Origin of the sequence: Testudinibacter sp. 'clade 2', from assembly GCF_006227735.1 — a bacterium.
In the GTDB taxonomy this organism is placed as follows: Bacteria; Pseudomonadota; Gammaproteobacteria; order Enterobacterales; family Pasteurellaceae; genus Chelonobacter.
In genome coordinates this window covers 1-6,566 of the sequence record NZ_VDHB01000011.1, presented here as the reverse complement: position 1 = coordinate 6,566, position 6,566 = coordinate 1, and the positions used below count along the sequence as shown (strand labels likewise).

The following is a 6,566-nucleotide window of genomic DNA, read 5'->3' as shown; positions in this document are numbered from 1 at the left end:
ATGTTACACAGCTCACGCTTCATACCATTTATATTATTTTTCTGCTTAGAAAATTACTTTTTTGCCGTTTATTTTTATATTATGCCACTCTATCCATGTAACAAAAAATGAATATTAATGAAACTTGATGTAACCATTTAAAAAATCATGTTTTTTTGTTTGACCAAAATCACAAATTTGACAGTCTATTGAATATTATAATTGATCGTTATCACACTTTTCGTATAGAAGCATTGCTCCGTTATTGAAGTAAAATATAAATATTCACTATCAATCAAAGCTTGCTCCACTGCTTTTCGATAAACTTCTCTTTATTAGCCCACTCTATGAGGTGTTTTATGAACAATACAACATTTATTTTGAACTCATCAATTCATTTACTAAAAAAATCTTCACTCGCAATTTTAATTTCCTCCTTTTTTGCTACCGGTGCTTTTGCGGAATCCCTAACCACAATACAAAAAACCGAAACATTCGTATCATCAACCGTAGGCAATGCCATCCCATCTATTTTTACTTACAGTGCTCTAACACCGTTTAGTTCTCCAGTTAATGTCACGGATACCTTTGCTGCACAAAATGCCTTTCAGCTAGAGAGTGGTTCACTAACATTTCGTTTCAAAAATTCTGAAGCAACACAATTAACTGCTTTATTAGGGGTTTCAAACTCAAAGAAAGATAATGACTACATTCTTTTCTATGTAAATCGAAAAGCCAGTGGAGATGCTTTCGGAATTGAAATTAGAAAAAGTACAAATTTAATTCCAAATAATCAACTTGTCACTGCTGATATTGCAAGAAATGACAGCGAATTCACCACCGTTACTTATACCTTTGATAAATTAAATAAAAAAATCATGATTTATGTCAATGGTACCTTACAAAAAACCTATCACGGTGATACCAAATTCTTTAAAGATATTGAAGGGTTAGATGCAGCTTATGTCGGGCGAACAAAACGTGCAAGCGGTACACGCGAAATGACATTTACCGGTAATGTTTATTATGCAGGGGCTGAACCAAAAGTATTAACAGCAGAAGAAGTTAAAGCAGAACATGATAAATTAACCAAAAACTATATTCTTGAATATAATGCCTATCTTGAAAACGAAGCGGCCAATATCAAATATGCAGAGGATAAACATAACAAACTCGGCTCTTATATGAGCACAAAAGAACCACTATTTCAAAAAGATCAAGGAAATGCGAAAAATTACCGTATTCCGGCACTTTTAACCACCAAGGATGGCATTGTCATTGCAGCTATCGATAAACGTCATCAACATGCCGGTGACTGGGGCAATATTGATACCGCCATCCGCCGTAGTCTTGATGGTGGAAAAACATGGCAAGATGATCAAGTGATCATCGATCTTGCCAGTCAAACTTATGGCGCTGCCAACGCTGCGTTTTTAATTGATCCGCTGATGCTACAAGATAAAACATCCGGACGTATTTTTATGTTAGTGGACATGTTCCCTGAAACTCAGGGCTTCTTTGGCATAAATAGAGATCATTCATCAGAAGGTACCGGCTATAAAAAAATCAAAGATAACTACTACCGTGTATTAACTGGAGCTGATGGAGAACAATATACCGTTCGAGAAAATGGTATCGTTTATAACGAAGATCACCAACCTACTGAATATAAAGTGATTGTTGAAGGTGATTCTGCTATAGGCTTTAAGGATCTCGGCGATTTATATCATGGCGCAGAACGATTAGGTAATGTCTTTTTACAAACAGCACAACAAGGAAGTGATGCCGCCCCGTTAAAAGTACAGATCACCAGCTATTTATGGCTGACACACAGTGACGATAATGGTGCGACTTGGTCAAACCCAGTCGATCTTACTCCGCAAGTAAAAGCGGATTGGATGCGTTTTCTAGGTACTGGTCCTGGAACCGGTATCCAGCTAAAAGACGGCACATTAATTATGCCTGTTTACTACACGAACAGTAATAATAAACAATCTGCTGCATTAATTATTAGCAAAGACGGCGGTAACACATGGGAGCGAGGTGAATCACCAAATGATCGTCGTTTAGCATCTACCGGTGGATCTCGTCTTCTAAATGATGATTGGAAGCAATTGACTGAATCCCAAGTTGTTGAATTAGATAATGGCGACCTTAAATTATTTTCTCGTAATTTAAGTGGACGAGTGCAAATTTCAACCAGTAAAGACAGCGGCTATACTTGGCAAAAAACGATTATCTCAGATGATATTTTACTTGATCCTTATTCTCAAATGTCAGTGATTAAATATTCGAAAAAAATTAATGGTAAAGAGTATTTAGTTTTTGCTAATCCACACTCAGCTTCTCGTTCTCGAGTGAATGGCATGGTGTGGTTAGGGGAGGTACAAGACGATGGCTCAATTAAATGGAAATATAATACAACTATTACAACAGGAAACTACGGCTATAACAGCTTAACTGAACTACCTGACGGGTCTATTGGCTTGCTCTATGAAGAAAGTGCAGAGAAAATTCAATATGTACGCTTAAATTTACAGGAAATCGTTTGGTCAGAAAATCGAATCTATCGAGATAAACGCAGTACTGAACATCTAGAAGTTAGTTTAACCAGTGATCGTGCCGAAACATTTTACAAAATAGGCGATGGTGAAATGGTGAAAGTTGGCACTGGCGAAAATGCGGCTAAATTAGTCATCGAGGAAGGTATAGCAACCTTAAAACAGACCGCCGATGATAACAGCAAAGTTCAAGCTTATGCCGAAGTCACAGTAAAACAAGGTGCAACCGTCCGCTTAGCTGATGACAATCAACTCCCGTACGACAAATTAATTTTGGAAGGGGGAAATGTCGATCTTAACGGCAATACCATTACCGTAGATAAAGCCACTTCTGACACGCAAACCACCGGTTTATATTCAGATAACATCACTGGGCACTTTATTAACAGCGCTGAACAAATGGCAACGCTGGTTTATAATGCTGGCGGTCAGCACACTATCAACGGTAATCTGGGTGGCGTGGCTGAAAATAATCAGCCGAATATGAATTTGGTATATAACCCTGATGGTGAAAATGCTAACCTTACGATTGACGGCATAACCGTGCTCAATGAAATTGATGTTAAAAGTGGCAAAATCACCTACAAAGAAAATACTCAACATTTTTCTGAAACCACCAGACTTGGTGCAAATGCAACCCTTGCCTTAGAAAGCGGTACAACGGTGGTCGCCAAAGCAGTAACCTTAGCGCAAGATTCAACATTGAGTATTCATTCTGCTGCGGATAAGTTGGTTAGTTTACACTCTGAAAACCTCAGTGGCGCAGGCAATCTCAGCAAAACTGGCGCTGGAGTTTTCCAACTTTCGGGCAATACCAAGTTGGACGAGGGGAATATTGAGATTAAAGAAGGTGTCTTCACACTTGATGATGCGACAATTAATGCCAAAACGTTCACGCTTGCCAACGGTGCAACATTAAGCGGCAACGGTAATATAACTTCAGCAATGACTTGGCAAGCAGGCGCAGTTATTTCCCCACATCATTCGCTGGCAACAGCTGTAGCTGAGCGCACTCGCGCACTTCCTTTTGAAGCCAACGTCTTGAGCTTCACCGATATCATCAATCAAGGTGCAAGTGTGGTCTTGCGTGTGAATAATATCAGTGATGAGATAAAAGCCTGGCAACATGACTTCGTTAAAATTACCGACAATGTCACTAATAATAGCGATAAAGCCATTCCGGTTGCCGTTAATTTGCTTGGTACAGAAAATGCGAATTCCGATATAAACGGTAACGGCTTTTACGATAATAATGAAGGGATTTCACTGATCCAAATCGGTGGCGAAGCAAAATTGGGGGTATTTGAACTAATCAATGGTAACGTATTAAGTAATGATTTATACAGCTATACCCTCGTTGCTTTTGATAAAGGGGCATCCTTGGCAAGTGAAAATAAAGTGAATGACTATCAAAGCAACTTCTATGATTATCGTTTGCAGACACAGTTGATTGATTCACAAGGGAATACACCTTCAACAAGAATCACTGTTGCAGCAGAAACGGCTACACCAACAACTACGGCGGTTACAGAAACAACTACTGTTGCGACACCGACAGTCGGATCACAAGCTGCCGCGAGTTCATCTGCATCGAGTTCATTAGCCTCTACTCCAACTGCACCTGAAACCGTTAGCGAAACCATAAATTATCGTGCACAAATCAATCCATTGATTCCATCACATATTGTAGCTTCAGATTTAGCGCTTACCCATAACAATATGATTTATCAAAACTTTGAACGACATTCAGCGCCTTTGCTTGATGATGGTCAAAATATGTTTGTCGCTTATTTGAACGGCAAAACAGATTATAAGTCATCAGCAGGATTCTTAGATTATGGTTACAATGCAGAATCTCGCTACAACGGTTGGATGGTTGGCGGAAAAGTGTGGCAGTCTGAACAACAAAACCGCACTTTGCACCTTGCTGTTAACCACGGAAAATATCACACCACGCCACAAGCCGCTGACGGAACAAGCCGTGGTGAGTACAAAACCTACGGTGCAAATATGAAATTTACGCAGCAATTTGGCGATGCTTACCTAGCACTTGATACCGGCTATCAACACCATAAAGGCGACATCAGCGCTAACAACGACAGCGCCACGCTGGTGGCAAAAGCGCTGCGTATCGGTTCAGAAGTCGGCTATCGCTTTAGCTTAGGCAACATCGATTTGATTCCACGACTGAATGTACAATTGCAACGCATGAATTTAAAATCAAACAGTGATTTATTTAAGATTCAATATGACAACATCAATGCCGTTACCACAAATCTTGGTTTGAGAACACATTGGAACCTCGATAACCTCACACTGGGTTTAGATACTTACTATCAACACAATAGCAGCAGTAAAGGCGATTTGCTGGTACGATCTGCTATCGCAGAAAGAAGCTTTACCTCAGGTGGGTTAGGCAATTCTATCAATGTAGAAACCGCCGCTGAATATCGGATTATGCCGAAATTGAGCCTAGGGATTAGCGTTGGTTATCAGCATAAAGTCTCTCATAATGCGACCAATAGCCGAAATGTCTCAGCGAATATTAAATATACGTTCTAAGTTTTAACCACCATAACTCACCGCACTTTAACAGCCTATCCATCGTTAAAGTGCGGTTTTTCTCTATTTATAAGTCATACCATTCCCTCGCAATATGTTCTACAATAACCGAACTCATCACGTTGTTTACCACTAAACGAGGGCATTATGTATTTAGAACAAATTAAAGCAGAATTAAACGAAGCGGCTGATGTGTTGCATAACTTCATCAACGATGAAGCAAACATTCAACGGATTCAAGATGCCGCGCTGTTGTTGGCGCAGAGTTTTAAAAGCGGTGGCAAAGTGTTGTCGTGCGGTAACGGCGGTTCGCATTGCGATGCGATGCACTTTGCCGAAGAGTTGACCGGGCGTTACCGCGAAAACCGTCCCGGCTATCCGGCAATTGCGATTTCTGATGTCAGCCATTTAAGTTGCGTCAGCAACGATTTCGGTTATGAATATGTATTTTCCCGTTTTGTCGAGGCGGTTGGTAACAAAGGCGATGTGCTGTTTGGGCTATCGACCTCCGGCAATTCGCAAAACGTGTTAAACGCCATTGCAGCCGCCAAAGCCAAAGGCATGAAAGTGATTGCCATGACGGGTAAAGATGGCGGCAAAATGGCAGGTTTGGCGGATGTCGAGATTCGGGTACCGCACTTCCGTTATGCGGATCGCACGCAGGAAATCCATATCAAAGTCATTCACATTCTGATGATGTTAATCGAATTTGAAATGGCAAAAACGGCTTAAGTTTGATATTAGGTTCTTTTACACGAGGAGATCAGTAATGAACAATTTATTCAGTCAATTACAAAGCCGTCTTGGCGAGATGATGAAAGATGAAAACTTTTCCAAAATCGCCAAAAGTGCGGCGGTCGGCGGTTTGGCAGGTTTGATTCTGGGCAATAGCAGTGCTCGTAAAGGCGTTTTTAAGGCCGGAAGTTATGCTGCATTAGCCGGCGCGGCTTGGCTTGCCTACCAAAAATGGCAACAAAATAAAAGCGGAAGTGCGGTGCAAGATGTGCAATTCGACCCACAAGCCCAGCAAGAGGCGATCACTTACGCCAACAACACCCTGTCTGACAACAAAATCATGTTGTTAACCCAGGCGATGGTGTTTGCTGCCCGTGCCGACGGGCAAATCGATGCGCAAGAAAAAGCGCAAATTCATAAAGGTCTGGAACAGTTGGGCTATGGAGAAAATGCCGATCAGCTGGTTAATCAATGGCTCAACACCCCGTTAGATCCTCAAGCCCTTGCCGAACAAGTCAATGATCCGCAGCAAGCTGCCGAAGTTTATATGGTTTCCTTGTCGGTGATCGACCCCGATCACTTTTTGGAACAGGCTTATATGCAGCAACTGGCACAAGCACTGAAATTACCCGCCGAGTTGAAACAACAACTGGAACTGGCAGCGAAATAATAAATTTCTAGCACTTCAACAGGGAAGCCATGCTTCCCTTAGATTATTGACAAAGATAT

General features: G+C 41.1%; 3 protein-coding genes. All 3 read left to right on the top strand.

The features are described from left to right. Positions 1–338 precede the first annotated feature (338 nt). The 3 genes from FHQ30_RS01345 to FHQ30_RS01335 all read left to right on the top strand — a co-directional run bounded on the left by FHQ30_RS01345 (position 339) and on the right by FHQ30_RS01335 (position 6,507). The gene (locus FHQ30_RS01345) at positions 339–5,102 is read left to right on the top strand and encodes an exo-alpha-sialidase (RefSeq protein ID WP_176552671.1); all 4,764 of its coding nucleotides are present in this window, start codon (positions 339–341) and stop codon (positions 5,100–5,102) included. Between the two features lie 147 nt (positions 5,103–5,249). Next, a complete protein-coding gene (gene lpcA / locus FHQ30_RS01340; RefSeq protein WP_139609154.1) occupies positions 5,250–5,834 on the top strand; it encodes a D-sedoheptulose 7-phosphate isomerase in 585 nt (194 codons plus the stop codon). A 37-nt stretch (positions 5,835–5,871) separates the two neighbouring features. Further along, positions 5,872–6,507 carry a tellurite resistance TerB family protein gene (locus FHQ30_RS01335; protein ID WP_139611942.1) on the top strand — a complete coding sequence of 212 codons (636 nt, stop codon included), beginning with the start codon at positions 5,872–5,874 and terminating at the stop codon, positions 6,505–6,507. Positions 6,508–6,566: the final 59 nt, after the last annotated feature.